General features: G+C 73.8%; 31 protein-coding genes. 19 read left to right on the top strand and 12 right to left on the bottom strand.

Annotation, left to right across the window (positions count from 1 at the left end; genetic code table 11):
* Positions 1-181: cation-transporting P-type ATPase (locus tag EKO23_RS17465; RefSeq protein ID WP_134719401.1), on the bottom strand; the 181-nt coding region annotated here is incomplete at its 3' end.
* Positions 182-351: 170 nt separating this feature from the next.
* Here EKO23_RS17465 and EKO23_RS17460 point away from each other — a divergent pair.
* From EKO23_RS17460 to EKO23_RS26250, 3 genes are all read left to right on the top strand, one after another.
* Complete coding sequence (locus EKO23_RS17460; protein WP_175582711.1) at positions 352-795, top strand: DUF6325 family protein; 444 nt, start codon at positions 352-354, stop codon at positions 793-795.
* A gap of 52 nt (positions 796-847) precedes the next feature.
* Complete coding sequence (locus EKO23_RS17455) at positions 848-1,159, top strand: SHOCT domain-containing protein (protein ID WP_246051154.1); 312 nt, start codon at positions 848-850, stop codon at positions 1,157-1,159.
* 158 nt (positions 1,160-1,317) lie between these two features.
* Entirely contained in the window at positions 1,318-3,930 is a 2,613-nt protein-coding gene (locus EKO23_RS26250) for a winged helix-turn-helix domain-containing protein (RefSeq protein WP_246051153.1), read from the top strand.
* 4 nt (positions 3,931-3,934) lie between these two features.
* On the opposite strand, the gene EKO23_RS17445 is transcribed toward EKO23_RS26250, so the two are convergent.
* From EKO23_RS17445 to EKO23_RS17425, 5 genes are all read right to left on the bottom strand, one after another.
* Positions 3,935-4,147 carry an SHOCT domain-containing protein gene (locus EKO23_RS17445; RefSeq protein WP_134719399.1) on the bottom strand — a complete coding sequence of 71 codons (213 nt, stop codon included), beginning with the start codon at positions 4,145-4,147 and terminating at the stop codon, positions 3,935-3,937.
* A gap of 14 nt (positions 4,148-4,161) precedes the next feature.
* Positions 4,162-4,593: a DUF6325 family protein gene (locus tag EKO23_RS17440; protein ID WP_134719398.1), complete on the bottom strand. Its 432-nt coding sequence runs from the start codon at positions 4,591-4,593 to the stop codon at positions 4,162-4,164.
* 30 nt (positions 4,594-4,623) lie between these two features.
* Positions 4,624-5,022 carry an SHOCT domain-containing protein gene (locus tag EKO23_RS17435; protein WP_134719397.1) on the bottom strand — a complete coding sequence of 133 codons (399 nt, stop codon included), beginning with the start codon at positions 5,020-5,022 and terminating at the stop codon, positions 4,624-4,626.
* A 142-nt stretch (positions 5,023-5,164) separates the two neighbouring features.
* Positions 5,165-5,602 (bottom strand): DUF7144 family membrane protein, encoded by a 438-nt coding sequence (locus EKO23_RS17430; protein WP_134719396.1) that lies wholly within the window; start codon positions 5,600-5,602, stop codon positions 5,165-5,167.
* 106 nt (positions 5,603-5,708) lie between these two features.
* Positions 5,709-5,951, bottom strand: a complete 243-nt coding sequence (locus EKO23_RS17425; protein WP_134719395.1) for a hypothetical protein — start codon at positions 5,949-5,951, stop codon at positions 5,709-5,711.
* 154 nt (positions 5,952-6,105) lie between these two features.
* Here EKO23_RS17425 and EKO23_RS17420 point away from each other — a divergent pair, with 154 nt between their 5' ends.
* The 5 genes from EKO23_RS17420 (at position 6,106) to EKO23_RS17400 (ending at position 11,453) form a co-directional block, all read left to right on the top strand.
* Positions 6,106-6,339 (top strand): DUF2630 family protein, encoded by a 234-nt coding sequence (locus EKO23_RS17420; RefSeq protein ID WP_134719394.1) that lies wholly within the window; start codon positions 6,106-6,108, stop codon positions 6,337-6,339.
* Positions 6,340-6,638: 299 nt separating this feature from the next.
* Positions 6,639-7,580 (top strand): universal stress protein, encoded by a 942-nt coding sequence (locus EKO23_RS17415; protein ID WP_134719393.1) that lies wholly within the window; start codon positions 6,639-6,641, stop codon positions 7,578-7,580.
* Between the two features lie 69 nt (positions 7,581-7,649).
* Complete coding sequence (locus tag EKO23_RS17410; protein WP_134719392.1) at positions 7,650-7,976, top strand: putative quinol monooxygenase; 327 nt, start codon at positions 7,650-7,652, stop codon at positions 7,974-7,976.
* A gap of 120 nt (positions 7,977-8,096) precedes the next feature.
* The gene (locus EKO23_RS17405; RefSeq protein WP_134719391.1) at positions 8,097-8,663 is read left to right on the top strand and encodes a hypothetical protein; all 567 of its coding nucleotides are present in this window, start codon (positions 8,097-8,099) and stop codon (positions 8,661-8,663) included.
* A gap of 15 nt (positions 8,664-8,678) precedes the next feature.
* On the top strand, positions 8,679-11,453 hold the full coding sequence (locus EKO23_RS17400) for a cation-translocating P-type ATPase (RefSeq protein ID WP_134719390.1): 2,775 nt from the start codon (positions 8,679-8,681) through the stop codon (positions 11,451-11,453).
* Here EKO23_RS17400 and EKO23_RS17395 read toward each other — a convergent pair.
* Complete coding sequence (locus EKO23_RS17395) at positions 11,450-11,791, bottom strand: DUF1876 domain-containing protein (RefSeq protein WP_134719411.1); 342 nt, start codon at positions 11,789-11,791, stop codon at positions 11,450-11,452. The genes EKO23_RS17400 and EKO23_RS17395 overlap by 4 nt on opposite strands.
* A gap of 142 nt (positions 11,792-11,933) precedes the next feature.
* Between EKO23_RS17395 and EKO23_RS17390 the strand changes: the two genes are divergently transcribed.
* Positions 11,934-12,965 carry a zinc-dependent alcohol dehydrogenase family protein gene (locus tag EKO23_RS17390; protein WP_246051152.1) on the top strand — a complete coding sequence of 344 codons (1,032 nt, stop codon included), beginning with the start codon at positions 11,934-11,936 and terminating at the stop codon, positions 12,963-12,965.
* Positions 12,966-12,968: 3 nt separating this feature from the next.
* Here EKO23_RS17390 and EKO23_RS17385 read toward each other — a convergent pair whose 3' ends face one another.
* Positions 12,969-13,793: an SDR family oxidoreductase gene (locus tag EKO23_RS17385; protein WP_134719389.1), complete on the bottom strand. Its 825-nt coding sequence runs from the start codon at positions 13,791-13,793 to the stop codon at positions 12,969-12,971.
* 194 nt (positions 13,794-13,987) lie between these two features.
* On the opposite strand from EKO23_RS17385, the gene EKO23_RS17380 reads away from it, so the two are divergent.
* The 6 genes from EKO23_RS17380 (at position 13,988) to EKO23_RS17355 (ending at position 20,278) form a co-directional block, all read left to right on the top strand.
* A complete protein-coding gene (locus tag EKO23_RS17380) occupies positions 13,988-17,083 on the top strand; it encodes a sensor histidine kinase (protein ID WP_134719388.1) in 3,096 nt (1,031 codons plus the stop codon).
* Complete coding sequence (locus EKO23_RS17375; protein WP_134719387.1) at positions 17,080-17,511, top strand: roadblock/LC7 domain-containing protein; 432 nt, start codon at positions 17,080-17,082, stop codon at positions 17,509-17,511. Before EKO23_RS17380 ends, EKO23_RS17375 begins: the two co-directional genes overlap by 4 nt.
* A 12-nt stretch (positions 17,512-17,523) precedes the next feature.
* The gene (locus tag EKO23_RS17370; protein ID WP_217702674.1) at positions 17,524-17,898 is read left to right on the top strand and encodes a DUF742 domain-containing protein; all 375 of its coding nucleotides are present in this window, start codon (positions 17,524-17,526) and stop codon (positions 17,896-17,898) included.
* Positions 17,879-18,475 carry a GTP-binding protein gene (locus EKO23_RS17365; RefSeq protein ID WP_134719386.1) on the top strand — a complete coding sequence of 199 codons (597 nt, stop codon included), beginning with the start codon at positions 17,879-17,881 and terminating at the stop codon, positions 18,473-18,475. Before EKO23_RS17370 ends, EKO23_RS17365 begins: the two co-directional genes overlap by 20 nt.
* Position 18,476: 1 nt before the next feature.
* Positions 18,477-19,304: an ABC transporter substrate-binding protein gene (locus EKO23_RS17360; RefSeq protein WP_167880531.1), complete on the top strand. Its 828-nt coding sequence runs from the start codon at positions 18,477-18,479 to the stop codon at positions 19,302-19,304.
* Positions 19,305-19,645: 341 nt separating this feature from the next.
* Complete coding sequence (locus tag EKO23_RS17355; protein WP_217702673.1) at positions 19,646-20,278, top strand: class I SAM-dependent methyltransferase; 633 nt, start codon at positions 19,646-19,648, stop codon at positions 20,276-20,278.
* 4 nt (positions 20,279-20,282) lie between these two features.
* Here the strand turns inward: EKO23_RS17355 and EKO23_RS17350 are convergent, their stop codons facing one another.
* Together EKO23_RS17350 and EKO23_RS17345 are read right to left on the bottom strand one after the other, a co-directional pair.
* Positions 20,283-20,801, bottom strand: coding sequence for a VOC family protein (locus tag EKO23_RS17350; RefSeq protein WP_134719384.1), 519 nt, complete (start codon positions 20,799-20,801; stop codon positions 20,283-20,285).
* A gap of 26 nt (positions 20,802-20,827) precedes the next feature.
* A complete protein-coding gene (locus tag EKO23_RS17345; protein WP_134719383.1) occupies positions 20,828-21,403 on the bottom strand; it encodes an NADPH-dependent F420 reductase in 576 nt (191 codons plus the stop codon).
* A gap of 88 nt (positions 21,404-21,491) precedes the next feature.
* Between EKO23_RS17345 and EKO23_RS17340 the strand changes: the two genes are divergently transcribed.
* Positions 21,492-21,974 (top strand): MarR family winged helix-turn-helix transcriptional regulator, encoded by a 483-nt coding sequence (locus EKO23_RS17340; RefSeq protein ID WP_134719382.1) that lies wholly within the window; start codon positions 21,492-21,494, stop codon positions 21,972-21,974.
* Between the two features lie 6 nt (positions 21,975-21,980).
* On the opposite strand, the gene EKO23_RS17335 is transcribed toward EKO23_RS17340, so the two are convergent.
* Together EKO23_RS17335 and EKO23_RS17330 are read right to left on the bottom strand one after the other, a co-directional pair.
* Positions 21,981-22,685 carry a GntR family transcriptional regulator gene (locus EKO23_RS17335; protein ID WP_134719381.1) on the bottom strand — a complete coding sequence of 235 codons (705 nt, stop codon included), beginning with the start codon at positions 22,683-22,685 and terminating at the stop codon, positions 21,981-21,983.
* Complete coding sequence (locus EKO23_RS17330) at positions 22,682-23,938, bottom strand: amidohydrolase family protein (protein ID WP_134719380.1); 1,257 nt, start codon at positions 23,936-23,938, stop codon at positions 22,682-22,684. The genes EKO23_RS17335 and EKO23_RS17330 overlap by 4 nt, the downstream gene beginning before the upstream one ends.
* Positions 23,939-24,169: 231 nt before the next feature.
* On the opposite strand from EKO23_RS17330, the gene EKO23_RS17325 reads away from it, so the two are divergent.
* From EKO23_RS17325 to EKO23_RS17315, 3 genes are all read left to right on the top strand, one after another.
* Entirely contained in the window at positions 24,170-24,349 is a 180-nt protein-coding gene (locus EKO23_RS17325) for a hypothetical protein (RefSeq protein WP_134719379.1), read from the top strand.
* Positions 24,350-24,398: 49 nt separating this feature from the next.
* Positions 24,399-25,124, top strand: coding sequence for a lipoate--protein ligase family protein (locus EKO23_RS17320; protein WP_134719378.1), 726 nt, complete (start codon positions 24,399-24,401; stop codon positions 25,122-25,124).
* Between the two features lie 162 nt (positions 25,125-25,286).
* Positions 25,287-26,219, top strand: a complete 933-nt coding sequence (locus EKO23_RS17315; RefSeq protein ID WP_134719377.1) for a quinone oxidoreductase family protein — start codon at positions 25,287-25,289, stop codon at positions 26,217-26,219.
* Positions 26,220-26,242 lie beyond the last annotated feature (23 nt).

The raw sequence follows: 26,242 nt of genomic DNA, 5'->3' as shown, positions 1-26,242 counted from the left end.
ACTCCTTCTTCCCCCCGGCCAGCTGGTTCGGGCCGTGCTCGGCCAGCCGGCGAGCCGCCTCGTCCGCACTCAGTCCCTGCTCCGGCTCCACTCCGAGGTCGCGGGCGACCTCGGCGGCGGGTCGGCCCGCCGCGGAACCGCCCGGCCGCGCTTCGGTGGCCGTGGTGTCGTCGGTCGCCATCGTCCGGTCTCCCGTCTCGTCCGTATCAGTTCGGATCGTGCGACCGGGACGGGTGGCCGCGCCTCACCCGCTTCGGGTGGAAGCCCACCCGTGCCGGGGTGGATGCCAACCACCCGGCCCCGTGCCACGGTCGAGGTCGACGTACGAAAACGAGGCTCTGGGAGGCACACATGACCGAGCTGCTTGTGGGACCGATCGACTACCTGGCGATCGAGTTCCCGGGTGCGAAGCTCACCGGCGAGGGACTGGCAGCGCTGCTCGACCTCGTCGACCGCGGCATCATCCGCGTGCTCGACCTGCGCGCGGCCAAGGTCGACACCGACGGCACCGTGACCGCGATGGAGATCGCTGACTTCGACGGGGACGGGACGCTGGACCTGGCCGTCTTCCAGGGGGTGCAGTCCGGGCTGCTGGACGACGACGACCTCAGCCAGAGCGCCGGGCTCATCGAGCCCGGGAACGGAGTGGCCCTGATCCTCTACGAGAACACGTGGGCCGGGCCGTTCGTGGCGGCCATGCGCAAGGCCGGGGCCGAGGTCGTGTCCAGCGGCCGCATCCCCGCCAACGACGTCATCGAGCTTCTCGAGCAGCTCGAGTCCGGCGCGGACGCCTGACCGGACGAACCCGACAGCACGGAAGGGAACAGCAATGGGACTGATCGGTGGCATGGCCAGGACCGCAGTGGTCGCCGGGACCGCGACCGCGGTGTCGAACCGCGTGTCGCGCAGGCAGGCCGGGCGGTGGGCCGCCCAGGACCAGCAGCAGTACGAGCACGAGCAGTACCAGCAGCAGCAGTACGCACAGCAGCAACAGCAGTACCAGCAGCCGCCCCCGCCGCCCCCGCCCGCCGCGGCGCCGGTCGACTCCGGCACCGATGACATGATCGAGCAGCTCCAGAAGCTGGGTCAGCTGCGCGACAGCGGGGTGCTCACGGACGCGGAGTTCGAGGCACAGAAGGCCAAGCTGCTCGCCGGGTGACCAGTCGACCGTGGCCCGGGCAGCGGACCTCGGACTAGTGCCGTTGGACCCTGCCCGGGTGCCGCCCGGGTCGGCTACCGTGACCCCTGAGGCCGTTGGTGCCGGCCTCGGCCGGTGTGGCACGCGCATCGGTCGAGGGCCGATGGCTGGAAGGTCACATGACACGCACCGCCGACACGCCACCGCTGGTCCAGCGTGGGCGCCTCGACACCCCCTTCTTCCGCGCCAAGTTCCGGGTCCCGGTGGCGCCCGAGCACTTCGTGCGGCGACCCCGCCTCGTCGGGCTCCTCGACGACCTCGCGGCGTACCCCGTGACCGCGGTGGTCGCGCTCGCCGGAGCCGGCAAGACCGCGCTGGCCGCCGACTGGGTGCGGCACACCGGCCGTCGGGGTGCGTGGCTCTCCCTCGACGAGTCCGACTCCGAACCGGTCCGGTTCTGGACCGCCGTGATGACCGCGCTCGACGAGCTCGCCCCGGGGGTCCCCGACCGTGCACTCGGCCTGCTCCGCCGCTCCCAGGGGTGGGAGGACGGCGTGCGCGCGCTGGTCGACGACCTGGATGCCGCGGACGCGGCACCGGCGGTGCTCGTCGTCGACGACCTGCACCGGCTCGATGTCGACGGCGGCGTGCGCGCCGGCCTGGAGTTCTTCGTCGCCCACCAGCCGGCCTGGCTGCACCTGCTGCTGCTGAGCCGGTGCCGCCCGCCCCTCCCGGTCTTCCGGATGCGAGCGAGCGGGACGCTGGCCGACCTGCACGTCGAGGCCCTGACGTTCTCGCCCGACGAGGCGGTGGAGATGCTCAGCAGGGTCTGCCCCGACCCGGAAGAGATCGACCTCGCCGCCATCGCCGCGTGGACGCAGGGCTGGGCGGCAGCGCTGCAGCTCGCCGTGCTGGCGATCAGGTCCCAGCGGACGGGCGAGCTGACCGGAAGCCGTCCCGACGGCGCCGTGACGGGCTCGCGGCGGCTGGTGGACGACTACGTGTGGCACGAGGTGCTCCAGGCCGAGAGCCCCGAGGTGATCGAGCTGCTGCTCGCGACGTCGGTGGTCGACCGGGTGAGCTACGGCCTGGCAGAGGCGCTGTCGGGCCGGACGGATGCCGGGGACGTGCTCGACGAGGCGGAGTCGCGCGGGCTCTTCGTGACCAGCCTGGATGCCGGCGGCTGGTTCGAGGTGCACGCCCTGGTGCGGGAGATGCTGCGGGCCGAGCTGTCCCGCCGCCGCCCCCAGGACCTCCTCGAGCAGCATGCCCGGGCCGCGCGGTGGTTCGAGGGTGTCGGCGACGAGCGCGCCGCGATCGAGCACTGGCTCCGGGCCGGACGTCCGGCCGAGGCGCTCCGCGTGCTCGCCGTGGTCGCGGTCCGGGCCGACGGCCGGCGCGGTCCCGGACTGGTCGGGGCGTTGCACCGCATCCCGGCCGGGGTCGCGGGAGACGACCCGGAGGCGCAGGTGCGGTACGCCTGGTGCCAGCTGCTGACGGACCGGCCGAGCCTGGACGACGCCGTCGCGGCCGCCGCGGTCGCCTGCCGGCCCGGGGACCCGCAGGTGGCGTTGCTGCAGTCGGTCGCGGACCTGTCCGGCGGCGACTGGCCGCAGGCGGCGCGCCGGGCCCGGGCCACGCTGGGCGAGACCACCGCTCGGGACCCGTTCACGTCCCTCGGGTGGGCGGTGGTCGCCGAGGGGCTGGCGCTGGACGAGCGCTGGGACGACCGGTCCGGCGAGGTCGCCGAGGCGCGGGTCGGGCTGGCCCACGACACCGCCCGCCGGACGGCCTTCGAGGGGACGCGGGCGGTCGCCCTCGCCCTGGCCGGGGAGCCGCTCGTGGCGTTCCGGGTGGCCGCCGGAGCTCGACGGGCCGCCGACGCGGTCGAGACACCGGGTCTGCGCACCGAGGTCGCCCTGGCCGAGGCCCTCTCGTCGGTGGAGCTCGGCGACGACGAACGGGGGCGGGCGGGGCTCGAGGCGCTCGCAGCCGTGCCGTCGTACCCGCTGTCCCACGTGCAGGTCCTGGCCCGGCTCGAGCTGGTCGGGATGCACCTCGACGCCGGGGACCTGCTGGCGGCGGTCGGGGCGTTCGAGGCGGCCGAGGAGCTCTGCCGCCGCGAGCTGGACGGGGCCGGGGGAGCTGGATGGCTGGCCCGGACCGGCGTGCGCCTGGCGCTGGCCCAGGACGACGCGGACGCCGCCGGCCACTGGGCAGAGCGGGTCGACGACCCGTTCTGGGGACCCTGCTCCGCGGCCCGGGTGGACCTCGCGTCCGGCCGGTCCGCCGAGGCGCTCGAGCGGCTGGGCGCGGCGGTGGCCCGCTCGCCACGGCAGCGGGTGGTGGCCGGGCTGCTCACGGCGCAGGCGCTCGCCGCCGACGACCACGACGCCGCGCTCAAGGCGGTCTCGTCGGCGGTCGAGCTCGCCGCCGAGCACGGCATGCTGCGGACGGTCGCGGTGGAGGGACGGGCGGTCGTGGAGCTCGTGGAGCTCGCCGCCTGGCGGGTACCGCACGCCTGGATGGACCGGGTACGCCGGGCACTGGTGCCGGCAGCGGCCGGCGGCGCCCCCGCGGTGGCGCTGGTCGAGCCGCTCACCGACCGGGAGCGCGACGTGCTCCGCCTGCTGCCGAGCCGGCTGACGTTGCGCGAGATCGCCTCCGAGCTGTTCGTCTCGCAGAACACGCTGAAGTTCCACCTGCGCGTGATCTACCGCAAGCTCGGCGTGAACGGCCGGGCCGAGGCCGTCGAGACCGCGCGACAGCTGCGGCTGCTGGGTCGCGGGTAGGCGCTCAGGCCCCCGGGTCCCGGAACACCTGGGCCTGCTGCCGCTCGAGCTCCTCCTCGGACAGCAGTCCCCGGTCGTAGAGGTCGACCAGCGCACGCACCTGGTCCACGCGCCGTACGCCGGCCGCGGTGGACGACGGGTCGGCCGTGGTGTCCAGGGTCGGCCGCCTCCGCAGCACGCCCACATGGCCGCGGCGCGACCAGGCGACACGATGCATGTCCACTCCTCCCGTCAGGGGCCCTCCTGCGGCCGTCGGGACCGCTCCAGCCGGTGCCGCGGGATCCGCTCGCCGCCGACGATCCGGCCACCGCCGGCCCGGGCGGCGTCCGCGAGCAGCTGCGCCCACCGGTCCTCGGCGACCACGATCAGGGCCGACGTCTCCGGTGGCAGTGCCTGGCAGGCAAGGGCGAGGTCGTCGTCGCTGAGCAGCCCGCCGACCTCGCCCTCGACGCCGTGCAGTGCCGCGAGCCCGGCCAGCTGCTCGGGTTCGACGGTCTCGTAGCGCCCGTCCGCCCCGGTCACCAGGCCGACCAGGTCGAGGATCCGGATGTGCGAGGACTCGACCAGCTCGCGCAGCGCCTGCGCGACGGCCTCGGTCGAGGAGAGGTCGGGCAGCGTGATGACGACGTACTCGACGAGGTCGAGGTCGGGCTGCTGCTCCATGGGGTCCCCTCGTCCGAGGCTCGCGTCGACTCAGGACAGCAGCTTCGCCTTGGCCGCCTGGAACTCCTCGGGCGTGATGTGGCCCTGGGCCTGCAGGTCCGCGAGCCGGGCGATCTCGTCCGCGGTGCTGGTCCCCGAGCCGGCCACGCTCTGCACGTAGTTCCGCATCTGTGCCTCCTGGCGCTGCGCGTCCCGGACGGCGTGCTCGCCCATCTTGCTGCCGCGGGCGATCAGGTAGACGAAGACACCGAGGTAGGGCAGGAAGACCACGAAGATCGTCCAGAGTGCCTTGCCCCATCCCGACAGGTCGTCGCTGCGGAAGATGTCCGCGAAGATGGTGATGAGCAGCCAGATCCAGATGAAGAACAGGAAGAACCAGAGCACGCTGAAGAACGTGCCGCTCAGGTCGATCTCCCACGCAGTGATCACGATGAACCTCCCAGCCAGGTCGGGGCGCCTGCGCCACCGACGTCGGGCCGCCCGCTCGGGCGGCTGACCCCATCGTGGGGATCACGCGGGTAGGCCCGCACCACCCTGCACGGGGTAAGTCGCTGCCGACCGGGCCCCGCGGTCACGCCCTGTTCGCGTACTGCGTGCACAGCGCCCAGACGATGAGCGCGTCGATCGCGATGATCGTCATCGCCCAGAACGGGTAGTACGGGATGAACGCGAAGTTGGCGACCATCGAGAGGCCCGCGACCATCACGCCGGTGATCTGGCCCCACCCGCGGCGCATCAGGATGCCCACGCCGACGAAGATCCCGAGGAGGCCGAGCACGGTGTGGATCCAGCCCCAGGCGCTCAGGTCGAACTCGTAGAGGTAGTCGGCCACCTCGGGGTAGAGCTTGTCGTTGCCGACCGCGGCGAGGCCCTGGAGGATCCCGAAGCAGGACGTGATGATCAGCATCACGCCGGCGAAGGTTCCGGCGAAGTCCGCCCAGGCGCCCTTCCTGGAGTGCTCGTAGGGCAGCTCGGAGCTCGTGCCCACGTCCTGCTGCTGGTCGCTCATGCGTGCCTCCCGCGGTGTGCGCTCCCGTCTCGCATGGTCAGGAGGCCGCGGGTGGTGCCGCATCACCCCGCCCGGGGTGGGGCGAGCTGCCCGGTGCAGCGTCGGCTCAGGCTGCGGCGTGGGGGAGGTGGGGGTGGTCCGCCGCGGCGACGGCGGACTCGTCCTGCGCACGGTCGGCCGGAAGGTCCGTCGTACGGTCGAGCGGCGGGACACGGTCGTAGGCCCGGCTCGCGGCGACCAGGAAGGTCCCCATGAGCGCGAAGGTCGCCAGCGCGGCGATCGCGATGGCCACGGTCCACCACCCTGGCCCGTGCGAGAAGCTGGTCAGGTACTGCTCCATCCGGCTCATCTCGTCCTCCTCGGGAGCCTCGGTACGCTCCAGCCTCTCCGCGAGGGGGCGTCGGCAGGAGGGTCGTACGACGGGCGGTCGCGGGACGTTGGTCCCCGCCTCCCCGCCCCCACCGCCGCTGGTGCCCGCCGGGTGTGGCGCGCATGATGGAGCGATGGACGACGACGACATCCTGGCCCGCATCGCCGCGCTCGTGGACGAGGAGCACTCCCTCGCCGGCGACGACGAGCTCCCCGAGGAACGCCGCCGGCGGCGCCAGGAGCTCGAGACCCGGCTCGACCAGTGCTGGGACCTGCTGCGCCAGCGCCAGGCCCGCCGCGAGTACGGCGAGGACCCCGATGCGGCCGCCGTACGTCCCGCCCCCGAGGTCGAGAACTACCTCCAGTAGCTCCCTGCGACATGCGGGGTCCTTGGTTTCGAGACGCTCGCTGGCGCTCGCTCCTCAACCCGCGGTGGCTGGCGCTCGCTCCTCAACCAGCGGTGGCTGGCGCTCGCCCTCAACCAGCGGGGATCGGTGGTTGAGGAGGGCGAGGGACGAGCCCGTCTCGAAACCACCCCTCCGGGCCGACATGCGGGCGGAGGGCCCGGGCGCGGGAGTCCATCGGCCCTACGGCGGGGGGCCGGGCGGGCGTTGCATGGAGGTGAGCCCTGGGGCGCGGGAGCGCGCGCCCGACGAGAGGAGTCACCATGAGCACCTCCGCTGGAGCACAGGCCGGAGGGAACGCCGGTGTCGTCGTCGCCACCGACGGCAGCGCGGCCGGCTCGGCAGCCGTGCGGTACGCCGTGGCGCAGGCGAGGCGCACGGGCACCGGCGTGCACGTCGTGCACGTGCTGCCCAGCTATGTCCCGGTCGTCCCGATGCTGCCGCTGATCCCGGACGACCTGCACGCGGTCGGTCGGTCGATCCTGGTCGAGGCCGTGCAGGTCGCCTCCGAGGCCGACCCGCACGCGGTGGTCAGGACGGAGCTGCGCTCGGGCCCGACGGCGCGCGAGATAGTCGAGGCCGCCGGAGCCGCGCGGCTGATCGTGGTCGGCCACGAGTCGACCCCGGGCTGGGAGCGGGTGTTCACCGGGGCGATCACGCTCGAGGTCGCCGCGCACGCGCCCTGCCCGGTCATCTCGGTGCCGGAGGACTGGACCCGCGAGGAGGGCCGCCGGGAGCGGATCGTTGTGGGCTACCAGGACGTGGCGCACGAGGCGGATCTGCTGCCGCACGCGTTCGTGGTCGCCGCGGCCCGGGATGCCGACCTCACGATCCTGCACGCCTGGAAGCTGCCCGGCTGCTACGACGACATGATCGTCCGGCGGACCCACGAGGACGAGTGGCACGCGGCCGCGCGGGAGCGGATCGAGTCCCAGATCGCGGGTCTGCGGGCGGACAACCCCGAGGTAGAGGTCGACGTGAGCGTGGTCCACGACCAGCCGGCGCACGCCCTCCGCGAGGCGTCGAAGGACGTCGACCTGCTGCTGGTCGGCCGGCACGCGGACAGCGGGGTCCGGCACCTCGGCAGCACCGCCCGCGCGCTGCTGCGCGAGGCGACCTGCCCGGTCGAGGTGGTCCCGACCCGACTGCTCGGCACCCCGGACGAGGAGCTCCGGCTGGAGCGGGCGGGCGCCCCCCTCAAGTGAGCGGAGCACCGACGTAGGCTCGCCGGACGGCTGGGACCGGCCCAGCGCACCCATGCCCAGGAGGTCCGGTTGATCTTCATCACCGCCAAGTTCCGCATCAAGCCCGAGCACGCCGACGCCTGGCCCGAGATCTCGCGGTCGTTCACCGAGGCGACGCGGGCCGAGGAGGGCTGCCTCTGGTTCGACTGGTCGCGCAGCCTCGACGACCCGCACGAGTACGTCCTGGTCGAGGCGTTCCGCGACGACGACGCCGGCGCCGCGCACGTGCAGTCCGCCCACTTCAAGGCAGCCCGGGAGGAGCTGCCGCCGCACCTGGCGGAGACCCCGCGGATCGTGAACTTCTCGGTGCCGGGGACCGACTGGTCGGAGCTGGGGGAGCTCGCCGTCGCCGAGTGAGCCGGTGCGCCCGGGGTGACCCCGGGGCCCGGACGACCCATCCGGCCTGCGACCAATGGCCCTGTGCGGGGCGGCGGTGCAGGCGTTGCATGGAGGTGATCCCGAACCGAGGAGGCCTCGATGCTGCGGCGACTGTGGTGGACCTTCTTCGGGGTCGCGGTGGCCGCCGGCTCCGTCGGCACCCTGGCCTCGCTCGGGCCCGCCCAGGGCATCGCCACCCTGCTCACCCTCCTCGTGGTCGGCGGACTGATCGGCTTCATCGTCGGGCGCGAGCTCCCGTCGTCCCATTACGCCGTCACCGGCGGTGCGACCCTCGTCGCCGCTCCGGTGCTCATCGACGGTGTCGTCGAGCTGTTCGGGCCGGCGGTCGCGTTCACCGTCCTGGTGCTGGTCGTCGCCACCGCTCCGTTCGTGACCGGACCGGTCCTCCGGCTGGTGCAGCGCCGGACGGCGGTCCCGGAGGAGGTCGAGGAGGCGGCGCTCGCCTCGCCCGACGAGGCGCTGCGGCTGCAGTGGCGCTCGTCGTCCGCCCAGCTGGCCCAGGCCCGCAACGCCCGCGAGCGGCTGCTCGTGGTCGAGCTCCGGGCACAGATCCTCGACGAGCTCGCCGAGCGGGACGGGGGCCGGCTGCCGGACTTCGTGTTCGACCAGACCGGGCCGCGGTCGCGGCACCGGGAGGACCGGTAGCGGCGAGCCGGCCGGATGAGCCAGCCGCACGTCGTACCGCCGCCGGAGCCCGGGGCCGGTCCGGTCGACCCGGAGGAGGAGCTCACCCGCCTCCTGCGTGACCTGCGGACCCGACCCGAGGGCCTCACCGGACGCGAGGCAGCGCGTCGCCTGGTCATCGCGGGCCCCAACGAGCTGGTGCGCACCCCCGGGCCACCGTGGTGGTCGCAGCTGGTCGCGCAGCTGGTGCACCCGCTGGCCCTGCTGCTCTGGCTCGCGGCGGTCCTCGCCTGGGTCGCCGGGACGCCTCCGCTCGCAGTGGCGATCGTGGCGGTGATCCTGCTCAACGCACTGTTCGCGTTCTTCCAGGAGCGGCACGCCGAGCGGGCGGTCGAGGCGCTCTCGGAGTACCTCCCGCCGCACGCGACCGTCCTCCGTGACGGCCGGCCGGTCCGGGTCGAGGCCCGCGAGCTGGTGCCCGGCGACGTGATCGTGGTCGGGGAGGGTGACCGGGTGTCCGCGGACACGCGCCTGCTGTCCGGCTCGGTCGAGGTCGACCTGTCGGCGCTGAACGGCGAGTCACTGCCGGTACGGCGCGCGCCCGGCGGCGCCTCCGACGTCCCCCTGCTCGAGGCGACCGACCTGCTGTTCACCGGCACCAGCTGCACCGCGGGAGAGTGCCGGGCGGTCGTGTTCGCCACCGGCATGCGTACCGAGCTGGGCCGGATCGCGGCCCTCTCGCAACGCGTGGAGCACGTGCCCAGCCCGCTCGAGGTGCAGGTGCTGCACGTGGCCCGGCTGATCGCAGTCGTCGCCGTCGCGATGGGCGCGGGCTTCCTGGTCGTTGGCACGCTGCTGACCGGCCTGTCCCTCGCGGACACGCTGAGCTTCGCGATCGGGCTCCTCGTCGCCAACGTGCCCGAGGGTCTGCTGCCGACGATCACGCTGGCCCTCGCGGTCGGCGTACGGCTGCTCGCGCGCGAGGGGGCGCTGGTCAAGCGGCTGTCGGCGGTGGAGACCCTCGGGTCCACCAGCGTCATCTGCACCGACAAGACCGGCACGCTCACGCTGAACAGGATGCGGGGGATGCGGCTCTGGACCGGCGGCAGCGAGTACGACGCGGGGTCGCCGCCGGCGCTGCCCGGTGGCCGGCTGGCCACCGCGATGTCGTGCTGCCACAACGTGTCCGTCGACCCGGACCACCCCGACGACCAGGACGCCTGGGTGGGCGACCCGACCGAGCTCGCCCTGGTCCGGCTGGCGACGGCGCTCGGCCCGCCGGAGCAATCCTGGCAGCGCGTCACCCAGTTCCACTTCGACCCGACGCTGCGCCGGATGTCGACCCTGGACCGCAGCGGCGACCGGCTGGTGCTGCACACCAAAGGCGCGCCCGAGGAGCTGCTGCCGCTGTGCACCCGGGTCGCCGCGGCGGACGGGACGGATGCGCCGATGACCGGCCGCGACCGCACCGACCTCGACGCGCTGGTCCGGCGGTGGGCGGCGGACGGCCTGCGGGTGCTGGCGGTTGCCGACCGGCCCGTCGGGTCGGTGACCGGGCCGGGGGAGCGCGCGGAGACCGAGCGGGACCTCGCCCTGGTCGGGCTGGTCGGCATGGTCGACCCGCCCCGGCCGGAGGTGCCGGCCGCCGTCGCCCGCTGCCACGACGCCGGCATCCGCCTGCTCGTCGTCACCGGCGACCACGAGCTCACCGCCCGGCGGGTCGCCGAGCAGGTCGGGATCGGGGCGGGCGGCCTCCGGGTGGTCGGCGGCCACCAGCTCGACGCCATGCCGGAGCAGGAGCTCGACGCGCTGCTCGAGGCCGAGGGCGAGATCGTGTTCGCGCGCAGCTCGCCGGAGGCCAAGATGCGGATCGCCGACGCCCTGCAGGAGCAGGGCCACGTGGTGGCCATGACCGGGGACGGCGTGAACGACGCGCCGGCCCTGCGGCGTGCCGACATCGGGGTCGCGATGGGGCTGAGCGGGACCGACGTGGCCCGCGAGGCAGCGACCATGGTGCTCACCGACGACAACTTCGCCACCGTGGTGAGCGCGGTCTCGGAGGGCCGGCGGGTCTACGACAACGTGCGGAAGTTCATCGTCTACATCTTCGCCCACGCGACGCCGGAGGTCGTGCCGTTCCTGGTCTACGCGTTCGCGGGTGGCGCCGTACCGCTACCGCTCACGGTCATGCAGATCCTGGCCATCGACCTCGGCACCGAGACCCTGCCCGCGCTGGCGCTGGGACGCGAGCCGGCCGAGCCCGGCCTCATGGAGCGGCCGCCCCGGGACCGCAGCGCGGGCGTCATCGACGGGCCGATGCTCGCGAGGGCCTGGGGGCTGCTGGGCGGCGTCTCCGCGGTGCTGGTGACCGCGCTGTTCTTCGCGACCCTGCTCGCCGGCGGGTGGTCGCCGGGCGCGGACGTCGGGTCCGGGGCGATGCACGAGGTGTGGCGGCAGGCCACCACGATGACGTTCCTCGGCATCGTTGCCTGCCAGGTCGGCACCGCGATCGCCGCCCGGACCACCCGCGCGTCGCTGGCCACGATCGGGTTCGCCACGAACCGGCTGCTGCTCTGGGGGATCCTCTTCGAGCTGGTCTTCGCGGCCGCGGTGGTCACGCTGCCGCCGCTGCAGGTGGTGTTCGGTACGGCGCGCCCCGAGGCCTGGCAGGTGGCAGCCCTGCTGCCGCTGCCGGTGCTGGTGTGGGGCGCGGACGAGCTGTGGCGAGGGAGCCAGCGGCGGCGCGAGCGTGTCGGCGCCGTCGCCGGCCGCCCGGGGGCCGACCGGGCAGCGGTCGGCCGGTCCGGCTAGCCGACCGAGGGCCAGCCGGGGTCGTCGGTGCGTGCGGGGCCCGCCTCGTGGACGTGCTCGAGGTCGTCCGCGGTCACGTCCTCGTGGGTCAGGCCGCTGATGTCGTCCGCGGCCGACGACATGAGCTGGTGCGCCAGGTTCATCAGGGCCCGGGCCGTCGCGAGCTCGTACCCGATCTCCGGGACGTCGTCGTCGCGCGGGCTGAGCTTTGCGGTGCCCTTGGCACTGAGACCGGTCCGGTCACGGGTGTGCAGCCGGGCGGACGCGGTCGAGACACCGTCGATCTCGCCGAGGAAGACCTCGACCCACCAGGTGCTCGCGGTGGGCGTTCCCGTCATCGTGCTCATCTCCTTCGTCGCTCGCTCCCAGTCTTTCCCCGGGACCGCGGTGCCGCCCGGGCCGAACGTCGCCGGTCGGGAGGACCATGGGCGGTGCAGACCTCGGCAGTCCAGCCGGGGCCACCGGCAGGAGGCGGTCGCCATGGACGTCCCGGACACGATGCGGGCCTGGCGCAGCGACGGCGACGGGCACGCCGCCCTGCGCCTCGAGGAGGTCCCGGTCCCCGTGCCGGGGCCCGGCGAGGTCCTGGTGCGGGTCACCGTGTGCGGGGTGTGCCGCACCGACCTGCACGTCACTGACGGCGACCTGCCGGTGCACCGCTCCCCGGTGGTGCCCGGGCACGAGGTGGTCGGCGTCGCGGTGGCGCTCGGGCCCGGCGCGCGCGGGATCGCGGTGGGGGACCGCTGCGGGATCGCCTGGCTGCGGGAGACCTGCGGAGCCTGCCGGTGGTGCCGGCACGGCGACGAGAACCTCTGCCGGGACTCCCGCTACACCGGCTGGGACGCGGACGGAGGGTACGCCGAGTACGCCGTCGTCCCGGCCGCCTACGCCTACCTGCTGCCCGACGGCCCGGACGACACCGCGCTCGCCCCGCTGCTGTGTGCCGGGATCATCGGCTACCGGTCGCTGCGCCGGGCGCACCTGCCGCCCGGGGGCCGGCTGGGGATCTACGGCTTCGGGGCCAGTGCGCACCTGACCGCGCAGGTCGCCATCGCCCAGGGGGCCGAGGTGCACGTGCTGACCCGGGACGCCGACGCGCGGGCGCTGGCCCTCGAGCTCGGCGCGGCCTCCGCCGGCGGCACGGTCGACCCGCCGCCGGTCCCGCTCGACGCCGCGATCGTGTTCGCGCCCGCCGGCGAGATCGTGCCGCACGCCCTGGCCGCGCTCGACCAGCAGGGGACCCTGGCGCTGGCGGGCATCCACCTCAGCGACATCCCGTCGCTGGACTACCAGCGGCACCTGTTCCGGGAGAGGACGCTGACCAGCGTCACCTCCAACACCCGCGCCGACGGTGAGGAGTTCCTGCGCGTGGCCGCGCGCCTCGGCGTACGCCCGACCGTGACGACGTACCCCTTCGAGCACGCCCGCGACGCCCTCGCCGACCTGGCCGGCGACCGGGTGCACGGGGCGGCGGTGCTCACCGTGCCGGTGTCGGAATCGGAGTCGGGGTGAGACTCACCACCGCCGGAAGCCGCCCTCGGTGTTGAGCACCTGCCCGACCACCCAGCGCGACTCGTCGGTGGCCAGCCAGGCGATCAGGCGGGCCGGGTCGTCGGGCTCCCCGAACCGACCGAGCGGAAAGGAGGCCAGGACCTTGGCGAGGGTCTCCTCGCTGCGGTCGGCGGTGTCGAGGTCGAGGTAGCCGGTGTTGACCGGACCCGGGTTGACCGCATTGAGCACGATGCCGCGCTCGACCAGCTCGTCGGCGACCGTCGGGACCAGCCCGGCCAGGGCGGCCTTGGAGGCGGCGTACGCGACCTCGCCGCGCATCGGCCCCAGCTGCTGGCCCGACGTCATCCACACGACCCGGCCGCCGGCGCGCCCGTCGTGCTGCTCGGCGAAGCTCTTCGTGAGCAGCAGCGTGGAGCGGGCGTTGACCTGCCAGTGCCCGTCGAGGGTCGTGGCGTCGATCGCCATCAGGTCGCCGTCGCCGCCGGAGCGGGCGTGGTTGCACACCAGCACGTCGACGTGGCCGTACGCCTCGACGCCGCGCGCGACCACGTCCTCGGCGGCCTGCGGGTCGGCGAGGTCGGCCGCGACGTCGACCAGCCGGGCGACCCCGACCAGCTCGTCCCGGAGCCCGCTCGTCACGGCGTCCAGGTCGTCGCCGCCCCAGGGCTGGTCGAGGTCGTGAGCCCGGTGGTGCTGCACCAGCAGGCTCGCGCCGAGCCCGGCCAGGCGGCGCGCGACGGCGTACCCGATGCCCTGGCGGCGGCTGACCCCCGTCACGATCGCGACCCGGCCGACGAGGGGGAGGGACGGGCTCGGTGGGGTGCTCATGGGGACATCCTGCCGGGCCGCCGCGTCCGGGTCGGACCGCGGTCGGCCCGGGGGCCGGTCCGGTCCGGGCAGTCTCCACCGGCACCAATTGTCACAAAAGCACCACACACGGGGCCGGGCGTCCCTAGATTGGGATCCACTTCTATCCAATTGGCTCGGTCCCGGCCGGCCAGGCTCGTGTTCCCAGGAGAACCATGAGCGCGAAAAACTCCTCCCGCGAAGGCCGCAGGGGTCTGCGGAACGTCTCCGAGTGGCCCCTGCGTCGGAAGCTCGCCCTCGCCCTGATGGTGCCGCTGCTGCTGGCCGCCACCCTGGGCGGCCTGCGTGTGCGCAGCGACCTCGCCGAGGCCAACAACTACTCCGCCAGCGCCGACCAGGTGACCGTCCTGCGGCCCGCCGTCGACTACCTCACCGTCGCCGAGCGCGCCATGGTCGCCGCCCAGTCGGGCTCCGGCAAGGACCAGGCCGCGCTCGACGCCGCCGTGAAGGAGCTGAAGTCGGCCGCCACGCGGCTGGACGAGGCCCGTGACGGTGCGAACCTGACCGCCGAGCAGGCCCACCAGGTCGACGTCGTCCTGGACCTGAGCCGCGCGCTCCGCGACGAGCGGACCGACACCCTGAGCCCCGGCACCTGGGTCGCCCAGCTGCGCCAGCTCCAGTCCGGCGTCACCCAGCTCATCACGACCATCACCAACGCCCAGATCGAGCCCGAGCCCCGGCTCGAGCAGCTCGCACAGACCCTCGGTGGCCGGTTCTCCCTGGCCATGCAGCAGGCCCTGGTCGCCACCGACCGCACGGGTGAGACCGGCTCGCTGGAGCTGTTCTCCGAGCTCGGCGTCGAGGGCGCGGCCATCGACCGCCTCGCCGGTGCGCTCGGCGCCTCGGAGCCCGCAGTCGCCAAGCTGCGCACCGAGAACGCCCAGCGCTCGCGCGAGATCCGCACCGGTGGCTCCGACCTGGGCGGGGCCAAGGCGTTCACCCAGTACGACGAGCTCATCACCACGCTGATGGACGGCATCGACGACCAGCTGGCCAGCTCGGCGACCGACGCGCGGGCGCGCGCGATCGCCAACGCGACCGTCACCGTGGCCGCCCTGCTCGCCGCGCTGATCCTGGCGTTCCTGGTCTCCCGCCTGCTGCTGGGCCCGATCCGCAAGGTGCGCGAGGGCGCGCTCGCGGTGGCCCACGTACAGCTGCCCGAGGCGGTGGCCAAGATCCGCGCGGGCGAGGACCCCGGCGAGATCCAGCCGATCGACGTCACCACCCGCGAGGAGATGGGCCAGATGGCCCGCGCGGTCGACGACATGCACCGCCAGGCCGTGCTGCTCGCCTCCGGCGAGGCCCGGCTGCGGTCCCAGGTCGGTGAGATGTTCGTGACGCTGTCGCGCCGCAACACCTCGCTGATCAACCAGCAGCTCGGCCTGATCGAGGCGCTCGAGAAGGACGAGGAGGACCCCAAGCGGCTCGAGAGCCTCTTCCGGCTCGACCACCTCGCCTCCCGGATGCGCCGTACGGCGGACAGCCTGCTGATCCTCGCCGACGCCCCGGCCCCGGCCATCGGCCAAGAGGACCTGACCGTGGCCGACGCCCTCCAGGCGGCGACCGCGGGCGTGCAGGACTACCAGCGGGTGCGGGTCGGTGCGACCAGCGCGGCCCGGATGAGCAGCGCCGCCGCGGCGGACGTCGTCCACCTGCTCACCGAGCTCGTCGACAACGCGCTCTCCTACTCGCCGCCGAACAGCAGCGTCGTGCTGAGCTCGATCACCGGTCGCGACGGTGTCACCGTCGAGATCACCGACCAGGGCCTCGGCATTCCCGAGCGCGGCCTCGCCGACATCAACCAGAACCTCCGTTCCGGTGGCGACGTCACGCCCGACACCGCCCGCCGCATGGGCCTGTTCGTGGTCAGCCGGCTCGCGAAGCGGCACGGCATCTCCGTGGTGCTGCGACGCAACGAGGACAAGGGCACCACCGCCACGGTGTTCCTGCCCAGCGAGATCCTCCCGGACATGAGCGGCCCGGCCGCGCCGCCCGCGCCGCGCCTCGCGGTGGTGGGCGAGGCGACCGACCCCGAGCCGGACCGGACCACCCCCACCGCGGTCAAGCCGGTGGAGTCCGAGGACGTGGACAGCATCGCCGACCGCATCAACGGAGCGCTCGGGCTGCCGCGCCGGCAGCCCGGGACGTCGTTCGACCGGCCGGTGTCCCCGGCCGGCCCGCCGACCCTGCCCGCGGCTACGGCGGTGCCCCCGGTGGCACCGGTTCCCGACCTCCCCGAGGCCTCGGCCCCCGAGGCGCCCGCGGACGACAAGCCGGCCTTCGACCTGGCGGCGGCCCTGGCGCCCTACTCCGCGAAGGCTCCGGCGGGCGACCGTGACGGTGCCGACGACCTGGCCGGGCTCGACGACGAGTTCGAGGCGTTCGAGGCGGACCTCGCCGCGACGGACGACGAGCACGACGCCGAGCCCGGCGCCGGCGTCGAGCTCGCGGACGACGTCGAGGTGGTCGAGGGCGAGTCCGACGAGGACGGCCGGGACGCCGACGACCTCGAGCCGGTGACCGACGACGCCGACGAGTACGACGAGTACGACGAGTACGACGATGCCGACGACGCCGACGAGTACGACAACGCCGACGACGAGTACGACGACGCGGATGAGTACGAGGACGTCGACGAGGACGTCGACGAGGACGAGGACGTCGACGAGGACGAGCCGGTCAGCGCGCCGGTCTCCGCGGACCGCCCGGCCGAGGTGATCCCGTTCCGGGCACCCACCGCACCGGACCCCGTGGCCGCACCCGAGGTTCCGGCGGAGGTGGTCTCCGAGGCCGCCGCGGCCCCGGCCCCGACCGGCGGACTGCCGGTGCGTCAGCCGGCACCGTTCGTGCAGCCGGCCCGGCTGGGCGGCGCGGACGCGCTCGACGGCAGCACGGTGGTTGAGCTCGAGGAGGACTTCGACACCCCGATCTTCAAGTCCATGCAGTCGGCCTGGCTGAGCACCAACGGGAGCGACCTCCCGTGGAGCTCCTCCGAGGTCGAGGCGGGCTGGGACCGGGCCGACGTCGTCGCCGAGGCGCCCGTCGAGGTCGAGGTCAGCGCCTCCGGCCTGCCGATCCGCCGGCCCGGGACCAAGCTGGTCCCCGGTGGCGTCACCAAGCCGGTCGCCGCGGTCGCCCGCGACCCGGAGGCCATCCGCAAGCGTCTCGCCGCCCACGCCGCCGGCGTGTCCCGCGGCCGCTCCGCCGCAGCATCCAGTCCCCACCCCCACACGGAAGCAGGCCCAGCATGAACGGATACGACGGGTACGCCGCCCCCGGCGGTGACGAGCGTGACCTCGACTGGCTGGTCACCCGGTTCGTCGACGAGGTCGCGGACGCCGCCCACGCCATCCTGGTGTCGGCCGACGGTCTCCTGATGGCCGCGAGCTCCAGCATCCCCTCGGAGCGCGCCGAGCAGGTGGCGGCCGTCTCCTCGGGGCTGGCCAGCCTCGCGGTCGGCGCGGCCCGGCTCTTCGACGGCGGCTCGGTGCTGCAGACGGTGGTCGAGATGGAGCAGGGCTACCTCATGCTGATGAGCGTCGGCGACGGCTCCAACCTCGCCGTGCTGACCCAGGAGGCGGCGGACATCGGCCAGGTCGGCTACGAGATGGCGCTGCTGGTGGACCGGGTCGGGCGCACCGTCCAGGCCAGCGCCCGCGTCGCCTTCACCGGAGCCTGACGGAGGACGGTCGTGGACCCCGGTGACCTGTTCGACAACCACGACTACGTCGCCCCGGCACGCTACGTCCGCCCGTACACGATCACGGCCGGCCGGACGCGGTCGAAGGTCGACCTCCCCATGGAGGCGACCCTCAGGCGTCGTCCGGGCGGCTTCCACCCCGACCTGAACCCTGCCGCGCTGCGGGTGCTCGCCACCTGCGACGCGCGGTCCGTGGCGGAGGTCTCCGCGCTGGTGTCCATGCCGATCGGCGTCGTCCGGGTGCTCCTGGGCGACCTGGTCGAGCAGGGCATCGTCCACGTGGAGGCCACCATCACCGAGAGCTCGTCCAAGGACGAGCGGATCGACCTCATCGAAAGGACTCTCCGTGGACTACGCACCTACTAGCGCCACGCGCAGGGCGGCGTCGACGAAGATCGTCGTCGCCGGTGGCTTCGGCGTGGGCAAGACGACCCTCGTGGGATCGGTGTCGGAGATCGTGCCGCTGCGCACGGAGGCGCTGGTCACCAACGAGTCCGAGGGCGTCGACGACCTCGACGCCGTCCCCACCAAGGCCACCACGACCGTGGCCATGGACTTCGGCCGGCTCACGCTGGCCGAGGACCTCGTCCTCTACCTGTTCGGCACCCCGGGCCAGCGCCGGTTCTGGTTCATGTGGGACGACCTGTGCCTCGGCGCGATCGGCGCGATCGTGCTGGTGGACACCAACCGCCTCGACGACTCGTTCTCGCCGCTGGACTACTTCGAGTCCAAGGGGCTGCCCTTCATCGTGGCGGTCAACGAGTTCGACGGCACCCAGCGCTACTCGCTGGAGGAGGTGGCGAACGCCCTCGCCCTGCCTCCGCACGTCCCGATCATCAGCGTCGACGCCCGCGACCGGGCGTCGGTCAAGCAGGCCCTGGTCCGGGTGACCGAGTACGCCCTCGAGCGCTTGATCCAGCCCCTCTCCGTGAATGCGAACTGACATGACGAAGACGACTCCGGCGCGCACGCGCCGTACGCGCCCCCACGCCCTCCGTGCCGCCGGCCTCGCGGTGCTGCTGTCCGGCGTCGTCGCCGGCTGTGCAGCCAACGCCGAGGACGGGGCGACCTCGTTCGAGCCGCAGGTGCTCAAGAAGGGCCAGCTGCGGGTGTGCACCGACATGCCCTACGAGCCGTTCGAGTACGAGGACAAGGGCGAGCCGAAGGGCTTCGACATCGACCTGGTCGACAAGGTCGGGCAGCGCCTGAGCCTCGAGCCGCGCATCCTCGACACCGACTTCGACGCGATCCAGTCCGGCGAGGCGCTCAACGCCGGCAAGTGCGACATCGCGATCTCGGCGATGACGATCACCGGCGAACGTGCCCGGGTGCTCGACTTCTCCAGCCCGTACTTCAACGCCTCCCAGGCACTCGTCGTCGAGCGCGGCTCCAGCGTCGAGTCGCTCGCCGACCTCGCCGGCCAGAAGGTCGCCGTCCAGGGCGGCACCACCGGCGAGCTCTACGTCACCGACAACGCGCCGGACAGCGCCGACATCGTGCCGCTCCCGGACTCCGCGGCGATGGACGAGGCACTCCGGAAGGGCACCGTCGACGCGGCCGTCTACGACAACACCGTGGTCGGCGACGTGATCGCGAACAACTCCCGGCTCTCCGTCGCGGCCGAGTTCGACACCGGTGAGCAGTACGGCATGGCGGTCAAGAAGGACGGCAACGTCGACCTGCTCCGCACCGTCAACGACGTGCTCGCCGACCTCCGCGCCAACGGCGGTTACGACAAGATCTACGAGAAGTGGTTCGGCAAGACCTCCTGACCTGAACCCGCCGCACGACCTGGCCGCTCGCTGGTGGCGGGGGAGCCACCCAGGCCGCGCCGGTCCACCGTGACGCAGCGGTGCGTCGGTCGGGAGCGCCCTCGACCTGGTGGTGGAACATCCAGCCGCTGAACAGCAGCCCGTGGCCGAGCACGACGGTGGGCGCATCCGGCCTGTCCGTCGATGCCGCGGTGTCGGTGCAGGCGATGGTCGCGGCTCCTCGGGTGAGGGTCGGCACCCCGGTATCGAAGCACGATCGGCCACCGGGCGCCGTACGGCAGCCGGACTGAACCAGTCGGCCGCGCACGCGTGGCCGGGGCTCGATCGGGGCACCGGTGGACATGGACCTGCACACCCGGATCGGCGCGTCGAACCCGCTCCCGGGTGAGACCTGGCCGGGGCGTGCGGTGACGCGGCGTACCCGCGGCTTCGGCCACCTGACGATCGCGTACGACGACCGGGTGCCGCGGCCTGAGCCGTGGCTCGCCGAGCAGTCCCGCTGGGCCGCCGACATCGTCGCGCGCAGTACCGACGGCGACCTGCTGGAGACCTGCTGCGGAGCCGGTCAGGTCGGGTTGCTGGCGGTGGCGCTGGGCCAGCGACCGATCGTCCAGGTGGACGCCTGCCCGGTGGCCTGCGGCTACGCCCGGGCCAATGCGGACGACGCGGGACTGGCCGGCCTGGTCGAGGTACGCCGCGGCACGCCGTGCGAGGCGCTGAGCCCGGCCGAGCGGTTCGCGCTGATGCTGGCCGACCCGACCCCGTGCGCCGGCGCCGACGAGCTGACGATGGCCTGCCTCGACGTGGCCGGCCACCACCTGCTGCCCGGTGGGTCGCTGCTGCTGCGGGTCGGGCCGGGGCGGCTCGAGGTGGTGCGCCGCGAGGCGGCCTGGAACGACCTGCGCGTGGTGGACGCCCGGCACTTCGGCGACCAGGGTTCACTGGTCCGGCTGGACGTCCCGCCGGGCAGCTGAACCGTCAGGGCTCCGGGTCAGCATCGAGCGGCACCAGCTCGGCCGCGGTGCGGACCCCCGCCCAGCGGCGTACCTCCCCGGGCAGGTCCAGCCGCTCGACCGGCGCCGCGTCGGCGAACTCGCCCCAGCTGTCGCGGGGGAGCATCCACATGACCTCGAACTCGTTGCCGTCGGGGTCGTGGGCGTAGATGCTCTTGGTCGCGCCGTGGCTGGACTCCCCGCCGTACGCACCGAGCCCGACCAGGGTCTGCCGGGCTTCCTCGAGCTCCTCGATCGTGTCGACCTGCCAGGCGAGGTGGTAGAGCCCGATGCTCCCGCGCGGCCGCGGCGGCTGGTCGCCGACGCCGAACAGGCCGAGGTCGTGGTGGTTCCCGGAGCGGGGGAGGCGCAGGAACGCCGCGTTCGCCCGGGGCTCCCGGGCCACGACGGTCATGCCGAAGGCCTGCCGGTAGAAGGCCTCGCTGCGCTCGAGGTCGGCGACGAAGAGCACGGCGTGGTTGAGGCGGACGGCGTGGACGGTCATGGCGTACTCCGGGTTCGGTGGTGGGGTCAGGCTACGACGCCGAGGCCGCCGGTCCAGGAGACCTTCTCGTTGGCGGCGAGCGTGATCTGCAGGAAGCCGAGGGCCTCCAGCTCGCGGGCGCGCTTCAGCGAGCCGGCGTCGAGGGCGCGCAGGCCGCCGGAGTCGACCACGGCGGCGAGGTCGGCCTTGGCGTCGGTGTCGTCGCCCGCGATGAGGACGGTCGTGGTCAGCGCGCCGAGGCTGCCAGAGGCGAGGGTGCTCGCGAAGTTGGTGTTGAAGGCCTTGAGGACGCGCGACCCGGGCAGGGCGGCGGCGATCTCCTCGGTGGCGGAGCCGTCGGCGGCGACGGTGAGGGAGTCGAAGGTCTCGAAGTCCAGCGGGTTCGTGATGTCGACGACCACCTTGCCGGCCAGCGCGTCGCCGCGCTCGGCGAGGACGGTACGGACCGCCGGGTAGGGGACGGCGAGGACCACGATGTCGCCGGTGATCGGGACGCCGGCGTCGTCGCTGCCGAGCAGCTGGACCGCGTGCCCGCCGCGGCCTGCCAGCGCGGCGATCGCCTGACCCATGTTGCCGGTGCCGATGATGCTGAGGTGTGCCATGAGGTGCTCCAGAGGGATTAGTTGATGCTTCAAGCAATACCGTACACCGAAATGATTGAGCGTTCAAGTCATGCCCTACGATGGGGCCATGACGCGATGGCTGGATCCCGCAGAGCGCGCGGCCTGGGTGCGGCTGGTGGCCGTGGTCGAGCTGCTGCCCGGCGTGCTGGACTCGCAGCTCCGACGGGACTCGGGGCTGAGCCACTACGAGTACTTCGTGCTGGCGATGCTCTCCGAGGCGCCCGAGCGCACGCTGCGGATGACCTTCCTGGCGCAGCACACGAACGCCACGCTCACCCGGCTCTCGCACGCCGTACGCCGGCTCGAGGAGCGCGGCCTCGTCGAGCGGTTCCCGAGTCCCGAGGACGGGCGGGCCACCAATGCCCGGCTCACGTCCCGCGGCTGGGAGGTGGTCGTCGACGCGGCGCCCGGGCACGTCGACAACGTGCGCGCGCACGTCGTCGACGCGCTGACGCCGGAGCAGGTCGGGCAGCTGCACGCCATCGGCGACGCCCTGCTCGCCCGGCTCGACCCCGACGGCCGGATGGCCGCGATGTACGACGACGAGTGAGGTCGGTCAGCGCCAGTCGGCCCGGCGCACCATGGCGTAGCGGAACGTGCCTCGGACGTGCAGCTCGGAGGTCCAGTAGCAGACCGCCCCGGACCGGGCGACCCCCGTGACGTCGAGGGCCAGCACCGGCTCCCCGGCCGGACGGCGTACGGCGGCGGCGTCGGCGTCGTCGAGGGCCGCGGCGCCGGGCCACACCACCTCCCACTCGACCCGTTCGCCGGCCAGGGTCTGGGCGAGGTCCACCATCGGCTCGGCCGGGTCCACCGCGTCGGGGTCGGCTCCGGTGATGACGGGGACCGCGTCGCGCGCCAGCAGCACCGGCACCCCGTCCGCGGACCAGACCTTCGTGACCCGGAGGACGAGGGTGCCGGGGGCCAGCGCGTGCGCCTGCGCCTCGTCCATCGTGATCGGTGAGGTGGCGGCCTCGAGCACGTCCACGGTCGGGGTGTGCCCCATGGCCGCGATCAGCTCGGCCGCCTCGAGCCGGCGGTCGAAGCGCGCCGGGATGTCCAGCAGCGACGGGTTGACCGTGGTGCCCGCGCCCTTGCGGCGGTGGATGTAGCCGCGCTCCTCGAGCCGGACGAGGGCCTCGCGGACCGCCGGGCGGCTGGTGGCCAGCGACTCCGCCAGCGCCGGCTCGCTGGGCATGGTGGCGCCCCGACGGGCAGCGTCCGCCCACACCTCGCGCAGCCGCTCGTCGAGCGTGCTCACCGCAGGATCTTCCCGGTGGTCCCGGACTCGGCGACGACCCGGCCGGCCCGGACCACCCAGCGTGGCCGGGCGTGCTCGCGGAGGAGGTCGACGACGCGTTCGCTGTCGTGGATGCAGAGGTGGGCCGGGTTCCCGGTCTCGATCGCGTGGCCGGGGATGCCGAGCACGGCGGCGGCGCGCCGGGTCACCAGGTCGAGCAGCACCCGCTGGTCCTCGGCCGCGAGGAACTGCAGCAGGTGCGCGGCCAGGAACGCGACCTCCAGCATGTTGTGACGACCGAAGGGGTAGTACGCGTCCTCGATGTCGTCCTGACCGAGCGCGACCGGCAGTCCCGCCCCCACGAAGTGCCGCACCGGGAGGTGGAGCGGCCCGGTGTGCGGGTCCGAGACGAAGCCGAGGCCGGCCGTGCGCGCGAGCTCGACCAGGCGGACCACGGACGGCGTCGGATACGTCCCGATGGCCCGGCCGTGGCAGGCGACCCCGCGGCGGTGCAGGCCGTGGGCGACCATCGACTCCGCCAGCATCTGGGTGGTGCGCAGCGACGGGTCTCCGGCGTCGTCGACCAGCATCGCCACGCGCTTGCCGCGCCCCCGGGCCAGGCCGCAGGCCCAGTCGACGTGTGCGCGGGCGTCGGTGTCGGTGGCCTCGATCCACGGGATTCCGCCGACCACGTCGGCGCCGAGCCGGAGCGCCTCCTCGCAGAGCTCGGCCGCGCCGGGGTCGCGCAGCAGGCCGTCCTGCGGGAAGGCGACCACCTGCAGGTCGACCAGGTCGGCGTACTCGTCGCGCACCGCGAGCACCGACTCCATGCCCTCGAGGCCGGCGGCCGTGTCGACGTCCACGAACGCCTGGACGTGGAGCACGCCGTTGAGCACCGCCTGGTCGAGGGCGCGACGGACGTTCGGCATGATCCAGGTGCGGTCGTAGTGCTTCTTCACCGCCGAGGCGCTCTCGACGATCGAGAGCATCGCCTCGCCCATGGACCCCGACGTGTAGGCGTGCAATGCGGCCTCGCCGGCCAGGTCGAGGGTGAACACCTTGTCCAGGTGCATGTGCCCGTTGACGAACGTCTCGGTGACCAGCCGTCCCTCGGCGTCGATGCGGGCGTGGGCGTCGTGGCCGCGGCCGGGGTGCTCCTCGTCGACGAACGCCCAGGTCCCGTCGCGGGCCCCGATCGCGACGGCGCGTCCGTCCACGAGCCGGGCGTTGCTCACGAGGAGGTCGAGCGGGCGGTCGTCGGGTACTGCAGCCATGGGTCCGGGTGCCTTCCGGTCGGAGGGCAGGTACGTCGCGCGCGTCGGGCGGCGCGGCATCGCGGGAGCACCTGTCTGACAGGCAACGTAGCAGATGTCTGACAGGTGAGTCATCGCTCGCGTCGTCGCGACCCAGGGGCCGTTGGTCCCTCGCGCTCGTGGCCTCCGGCCGTGGCCCGCGCGACGGGCGCTCGCGACCGTGGGCCCAGGAGCCCGTCGAGAGGAGCAGCAATGAGCGTCACGTCCGCCCCGCGAGGCACGGTCGGCTTCCTCGAGAGGCACCGGGTGACCGGCGCCGTCCTCGCCGTCCTCCTGCTGGTGCTGCTGGGCGTGACCAGCGGCGCCCTGCTCGCCGAGCTGCTCGTCGAGCTGGTCCACCTCGCCGCAGCGGCGGTGGCCTCCAGCGGCTGACCCATGACTCGTCCTGCGGCTGACCGGGCCGGCGGGGCACGATGGGCGGATGGCGTCCCCGTTGCTGGTCCTCGCCGAGCCCGCCCACCCCGGTGGTCCGGTGCACGACGTCGCCCTGCCCACCGTGCTGCTGCGCCAGCGGCTGCCGGACGGCGACGAGGTGCTGCGGGTGTACTCACCCGACCCGACGGCCGCCTTCACCCGGCGCGACACCCGGAGGCCCGGGTACGACGCGGCGGTCGCGCTGGCCCGGTCGTCCGGCTTCTCCCCGGTGGTCCGTCCGCAGGGCGGCCGGGTCGCGGCGTACCACGGCGGCAGCGTGGTGATCGACCACGTGCTCCGCACCGACCGGCCGCACGACGGGCTGGTCGACCGGTTCCGCCGGTTCGCGGAGCTGCACGCCGAGGTGCTGCGGCGGCTCGGTGTCGACGCCCGGATCGGCGAGCTCCCGGGGGAGTACTGCCCGGGCGAGTTCAGCGTGAACGCCGCCGGCGTGCACAAGCTGGCCGGGTCGGCGCAGCGGGTCACCCGCGACGGCTGGGCGTTCAGCACGGTCGTCCAGGTGCGCGGGACCGACCGCCTCCGGGAGGTGATGGACCGGGTGCACGACGCCCTGGGCTATCCGTACGCCGCGGCGACGGTCGGCTCGGTCGAGGACCACGTCCCGGGGATCGCCGTGGACGACGTGGTCTCGGCGATGCTCGAGGCCTACGGAGGCCCCCACCGGGTGCCGCTCCCGGCCGAAGTGCTGGAGGCGGTGGCCGAAGCCCCCTGAAATCCACGACACCGCCCGGGGACTCTCATCCCGGGCGGTGTACGGGGCGGGTGAGCGCGGGGGAAGCCCATCCGCGGACCGGCTCGTACCCCGCTCCACGACGGTCATGCGTCGCCAACCGCAACGGTCTAGTCCGACCCTCTGGTGGCTAGCCTCGGGAGCATGGCGCAGCACTGGATCGCGACCGCTCCCGGGGGCCCCGAGGTCTTCCGGTTCGAGGAGCACGACGTCCAGCCGCCCGGCCCCGAAGAGGTGACCATCGCCGTCCGCGCCGCCGGCGTGAACCCGGCCGACCACAAGCACGCGGCCCGGGGGACCAGCGCCGACTTCCCGAAGCCGATCGGCTACGAGGTCGCGGGCGTGCTGACCGCGGTCGGGCCGGGCGTCAGGCTCGCCACCGGGGCCGGCGCGGTCGGCGACGAGGTGCTGGCGTTCCGGGTCGCCGGGGGCTGGGCGACCGAGGTGACCGTCCCGGCCGCCGACGTGTTCGCCAAGCCGGCGTCGCTGTCCTTCCCGGAGGCCGCCAACCTCCTCCTCGCCGGGTGCACGGCCGCCGAGATGCTGCACGTCACGCGCGCCGCGGCCGGGGAGACGGTCCTCGTGCACGGGGCGTCCGGCGCGGTCGGGGTCAGCGTGCTGCAGCAGGCGGCGCTCGCCGGCGTGCGGGTGGTCGGCACTGCGAGCGAGCGCAACGCCGACGTGGTCCGCCGCTTCGGCGGCCTCCCCGTCGCGTACGGCGCCGGGCTGGAGCAGCGGGTCCGCACGGCCGCTCCCGACGGGGTCGCCGCGGCGCTCGACTGCGTCGGCACCGACGAGGCGGTGGACGTCTCGCTGGCTCTGGTGGGCGACCGTGACCGCGTCGTCACCATCGCCGCGTCCGGGCGGGCCGAGGCGGAGGGCTTCCGGGCGGTCGCCGGGACGAAGCCGGACAGCAAGGCCTACCGCGACGCCGTACGCGCGGACCTCGTGCGGCTGGCCGCCGAGGGACGGCTGGTGGTGCCGATGGCGCGGACCTTCCCTCTGGCGGACGCGCTGGAGGCCGTCGACCTGCTCCGGACCGGGCACCCCGGCGGCAAGGTCGCGCTGGTGCCCTGAGCCGGCCGCGGACCCCGGTAGCC

This window comes from Nocardioides guangzhouensis (assembly GCF_004519545.1).
Lineage (GTDB): Bacteria > Actinomycetota > Actinomycetes > Propionibacteriales > Nocardioidaceae > Nocardioides > Nocardioides guangzhouensis.
This window is presented reverse-complemented; position numbering and strand designations above follow the sequence as displayed.

Excerpts from the sequence above, each read along its gene's own strand:
- EKO23_RS17460 (WP_175582711.1), top strand. The coding sequence starts at position 352 with ATGACCGAGCTGCTTGTGGGACCGATCGACTACCTGGCGATCGAGTTC.
- EKO23_RS17455 (WP_246051154.1), top strand. The coding sequence starts at position 848 with ATGGCCAGGACCGCAGTGGTCGCCGGGACCGCGACCGCGGTGTCGAAC.
- EKO23_RS26250 (WP_246051153.1), top strand. The coding sequence starts at position 1,318 with ATGACACGCACCGCCGACACGCCACCGCTGGTCCAGCGTGGGCGCCTC.
- EKO23_RS17445 (WP_134719399.1), bottom strand. The coding sequence starts at position 4,147 with ATGCATCGTGTCGCCTGGTCGCGCCGCGGCCATGTGGGCGTGCTGCGG.
- EKO23_RS17440 (WP_134719398.1), bottom strand. The coding sequence starts at position 4,593 with ATGGAGCAGCAGCCCGACCTCGACCTCGTCGAGTACGTCGTCATCACG.
- EKO23_RS17430 (WP_134719396.1), bottom strand. The coding sequence starts at position 5,602 with ATGAGCGACCAGCAGCAGGACGTGGGCACGAGCTCCGAGCTGCCCTAC.
- EKO23_RS17425 (WP_134719395.1), bottom strand. The coding sequence starts at position 5,951 with ATGAGCCGGATGGAGCAGTACCTGACCAGCTTCTCGCACGGGCCAGGG.
- EKO23_RS17420 (WP_134719394.1), top strand. The coding sequence starts at position 6,106 with ATGGACGACGACGACATCCTGGCCCGCATCGCCGCGCTCGTGGACGAG.
- EKO23_RS17415 (WP_134719393.1), top strand. The coding sequence starts at position 6,639 with ATGAGCACCTCCGCTGGAGCACAGGCCGGAGGGAACGCCGGTGTCGTC.
- EKO23_RS17405 (WP_134719391.1), top strand. The coding sequence starts at position 8,097 with ATGCTGCGGCGACTGTGGTGGACCTTCTTCGGGGTCGCGGTGGCCGCC.
- EKO23_RS17400 (WP_134719390.1), top strand. The coding sequence starts at position 8,679 with ATGAGCCAGCCGCACGTCGTACCGCCGCCGGAGCCCGGGGCCGGTCCG.
- EKO23_RS17395 (WP_134719411.1), bottom strand. The coding sequence starts at position 11,791 with ATGACGGGAACGCCCACCGCGAGCACCTGGTGGGTCGAGGTCTTCCTC.
- EKO23_RS17390 (WP_246051152.1), top strand. The coding sequence starts at position 11,934 with ATGGACGTCCCGGACACGATGCGGGCCTGGCGCAGCGACGGCGACGGG.
- EKO23_RS17385 (WP_134719389.1), bottom strand. The coding sequence starts at position 13,793 with ATGAGCACCCCACCGAGCCCGTCCCTCCCCCTCGTCGGCCGGGTCGCG.
- EKO23_RS17380 (WP_134719388.1), top strand. The coding sequence starts at position 13,988 with ATGAGCGCGAAAAACTCCTCCCGCGAAGGCCGCAGGGGTCTGCGGAAC.
- EKO23_RS17375 (WP_134719387.1), top strand. The coding sequence starts at position 17,080 with ATGAACGGATACGACGGGTACGCCGCCCCCGGCGGTGACGAGCGTGAC.
- EKO23_RS17360 (WP_167880531.1), top strand. The coding sequence starts at position 18,477 with ATGACGAAGACGACTCCGGCGCGCACGCGCCGTACGCGCCCCCACGCC.
- EKO23_RS17355 (WP_217702673.1), top strand. The coding sequence starts at position 19,646 with ATGGACCTGCACACCCGGATCGGCGCGTCGAACCCGCTCCCGGGTGAG.
- EKO23_RS17350 (WP_134719384.1), bottom strand. The coding sequence starts at position 20,801 with ATGACCGTCCACGCCGTCCGCCTCAACCACGCCGTGCTCTTCGTCGCC.
- EKO23_RS17345 (WP_134719383.1), bottom strand. The coding sequence starts at position 21,403 with ATGGCACACCTCAGCATCATCGGCACCGGCAACATGGGTCAGGCGATC.
- EKO23_RS17340 (WP_134719382.1), top strand. The coding sequence starts at position 21,492 with ATGACGCGATGGCTGGATCCCGCAGAGCGCGCGGCCTGGGTGCGGCTG.
- EKO23_RS17330 (WP_134719380.1), bottom strand. The coding sequence starts at position 23,938 with ATGGCTGCAGTACCCGACGACCGCCCGCTCGACCTCCTCGTGAGCAAC.
- EKO23_RS17325 (WP_134719379.1), top strand. The coding sequence starts at position 24,170 with ATGAGCGTCACGTCCGCCCCGCGAGGCACGGTCGGCTTCCTCGAGAGG.
- EKO23_RS17320 (WP_134719378.1), top strand. The coding sequence starts at position 24,399 with ATGGCGTCCCCGTTGCTGGTCCTCGCCGAGCCCGCCCACCCCGGTGGT.
- EKO23_RS17315 (WP_134719377.1), top strand. The coding sequence starts at position 25,287 with ATGGCGCAGCACTGGATCGCGACCGCTCCCGGGGGCCCCGAGGTCTTC.